Origin of the sequence: uncultured Caballeronia sp. (genome assembly GCF_964243625.1) — a bacterium.
In the GTDB taxonomy this organism is placed as follows: domain Bacteria; phylum Pseudomonadota; class Gammaproteobacteria; order Burkholderiales; family Burkholderiaceae; genus Caballeronia.
In genome coordinates this window covers 8992-11613 of record NZ_CAXTGZ010000159.1, presented here as the reverse complement: position 1 = coordinate 11613, position 2622 = coordinate 8992, and the positions used below count along the sequence as shown (strand labels likewise).

Here is a 2622-nt window from a genome sequence, read left to right as displayed (position 1 = left end):
CAACGCGCGCCCCGACAGACGATGCGCCAGATGGCGCGACACGACACGCGGTACGACGAACAGAGGTACGACCATGGGCAACATCATCAGTCCGGCGGTGGCCGAGCTTTCCCCTAGACCGCTTTGCAGAAAGATCGGCACGAAGGTCAGCATTGTGAGCAAGCCCACGGAGAACGCGAACTGCGCGAGCGTTGCGCCTAGATAAGTCGGTTTGCGGAAGTACGACAGATCGAGCATCGGCCGCGCCTGACGCCGTTCGACAATGATGAAGAGCGCAAACAGGATGAGTGCGCCAACGAGTTCGCTGACGATCCAGCGGTCGCTCCATCCACGCCTGTTCCCTTCTATCAACGCAAGCGTTATCAGAAAAAGCGCGCTGGAAAAGCAGGCTACGCCCGGCAGATCGAGCCGCATTGCGTTCGGATCGTGAGACGACTGGATCACACGCAGGATCAGGAAAAGAAGCGCGGCGCCGATCGGCACATTCACATAGAAAGCCCACTCCCAGCCGAATGCTTGCGTGATGATCCCGCCCACCACCGGGCCGCTCGCGATTCCAATGCCGACGACCGTACCCCAGAACGCAAACGCACGTGCGCGCGCTTCGCCATGAAAAGCGTGCGATAGCGTCGCGAGCGCGGCACTGAGTTGCATCGCCGCTCCGGCGCCTTGCAATGCGCGTGCGGCAATCAAAACGGGCAAGCTCCAAGCCAGTCCGCACAGCAATGAGGCAAGCGTGAACAGACTCAGGCCGATCACCAGCAACCGTTTGCGGCCGAAGCGGTCCGCAAGCGCGCCCGCGGGCATCAGCAACGATGCGAAGCTCAGCATGTAGGCAGTGATCACCCATTCGATGCCATCAAAATTCGCGTTCAAGGAACGTGCGATCGACGGCAACGATACCGACACGATGTTGGCGTCCAACTGCAGCATGAACGACGGCGCGGAGGTACAGATCAGCACCAGCCATTCATGACGCTTGGTCGAAACTTCGGATGCGGCAAGAACCGGGCGATTCATGTGGTTGCGTCCTGGCCCGCGGCGTACGTTGCGACTACGAAGCGATTCGTACAACTGGCAAGCCACATAACGCGTCTCCAGGAACGGGCGGTCCAGTCTTCATTATCTGCATATGCTTGCATTTCGTCAATTGCCTGCATATGCTGACATTTCAGAGCGAGCTTTGCGGGATTGGTACAGATGAGAACGATGGCTACAAAAGTGGCAGGAAAAAAGGCAAAGAAGGCCGGTTGCAATTGCACGGTACTGCGCAAGGCGACGCGTCGGGTTTCACAGCTCTACGACGTGGCGCTCGCGCCATGCGGTCTGAAGACGACTCAGCGCGCAATCCTCGCGCAGATAGGGCGCTCCGAGCCCGCCAATGTCGGGGCGCTCGCGAATGCATTGGTAATGGACCCGGGCGCGCTCGCGCATACGCTGCGGCCACTCGAGCGCGATGGATTCATTGAGGTGGCGGTGGATGCTGATGACCGGCGGCATCGGCTGATCAGCCTCACGTTGCACGGGCGCACCAAGCTCGCCGAATCCGATGCCTTGTGGCGCAAAGCTCAAACCGGATTCAACAAGGCTTTCGGACAACCCGAATCCGAAGCCTTGCGTAACATGCTGGAGCTGTTGCTGTCTGATGATTTCGCCGCCAGCTTCGAGAAGAGCATCGGTGCGTAACCGAGCTTCCTCGAAGGCCTCTTTATCGCGATGAGCCCGGAATCTCGCCGTAAGGATTGGACTGGATTCCCGTCAGCGAAAATCTATTCGGGGAAATCGGCGCTAAGCGTGGTGGCTTCCCATGCGGCGATCTCGGCGCGCAGAGCGTCCAGCTTGATCTTTACGCGCTCCAGACCGTTGCTGCCGAGGATCAAGTGGCCCGGAGGGTTCGGCGATTCCACGGCAGCGATGATTGCCAGTGCCGCACGCGCCGGGTCGCCCGGCTGCTTGCCACTCGCGGCCGAGATGGCGCTGCGGCGCTTGCCGGCGCCGGCCTCATAGGCCTCGATCGGATTCTTTGCTTGCTTGAGCGAACGTCCTGCCCAGTCGGTGCGAAACGGGCCAGGCTCGACGGCTGTCACCTTGATCCCCAGATCGGCCGTCTCGGCGGCCAACGCCTCGCTCAGGCCTTCCACCGCGAACTTGGTGGCGGCGTAATAACCGCTTCCCGGATTGCCGATCAGGCCGCCCACCGACGTGATGTTGACGATGTGTCCAGCGCGCTGTTCGCGCATTGTGGGTAACACGGCCTTGATGGTGTCGGCGAGACCGAAGAAGTTTACTTCGAACATGTCGCGCACATCCTGATCGTCGCCTTCCTCGATTGCGCTCAGGTAGCCGTAACCAGCATTGTTGACGAGCACGTCGATACAGCCAAATTGCTGAAGCGTCTTTTCTACCGCGTGTTTGATCTGACCGGCCTGCGTAACGTCGAGTTCGACCACCAGCGCGCGATCGCCATAGCGCTCCTCGAATTCCGCCAGCGAGCTGGGCTGACGCGCTGTCACGACAGCACGCCAGCCTTTATCCAGTACGGCAAGTGCGAGCTCCCGGCCAAATCCGGTGGAACAGCCGGTAATGAACCAGACCGGAGTGTCATTGCTCATATGTGAAATC

Annotated in this window: 3 protein-coding genes; 1 reads left to right on the top strand and 2 read right to left on the bottom strand. The window is 60.1% G+C overall.

Annotated features, from left to right (window positions below):
• Window positions 1–1020 (bottom strand): MFS transporter (locus tag ACFFAR_RS13245; RefSeq protein ID WP_375507986.1); only part of this gene is annotated, 1020 nt, incomplete at its 3' end.
• Between the two features lie 189 nt (window positions 1021–1209).
• Here ACFFAR_RS13245 and ACFFAR_RS13240 point away from each other — a divergent pair.
• Entirely contained in the window at window positions 1210–1686 is a 477-nt protein-coding gene (locus ACFFAR_RS13240; protein WP_375507985.1) for a MarR family winged helix-turn-helix transcriptional regulator, read from the top strand.
• 83 nt (window positions 1687–1769) lie between these two features.
• Here the strand turns inward: ACFFAR_RS13240 and ACFFAR_RS13235 are convergent, their stop codons facing one another.
• The gene (locus tag ACFFAR_RS13235) at window positions 1770–2612 is read right to left on the bottom strand and encodes an oxidoreductase (RefSeq protein ID WP_375507984.1); all 843 of its coding nucleotides are present in this window, start codon (window positions 2610–2612) and stop codon (window positions 1770–1772) included.
• Window positions 2613–2622 lie beyond the last annotated feature (10 nt).

Coding starts and splice junctions, on each gene's coding strand:
- ACFFAR_RS13240 (WP_375507985.1), top strand. CDS start 1,210: ATGGCTACAAAAGTGGCAGGAAAAAAGGCAAAGAAGGCCGGTTGCAAT.
- ACFFAR_RS13235 (WP_375507984.1), bottom strand. CDS start 2,612: ATGAGCAATGACACTCCGGTCTGGTTCATTACCGGCTGTTCCACCGGA.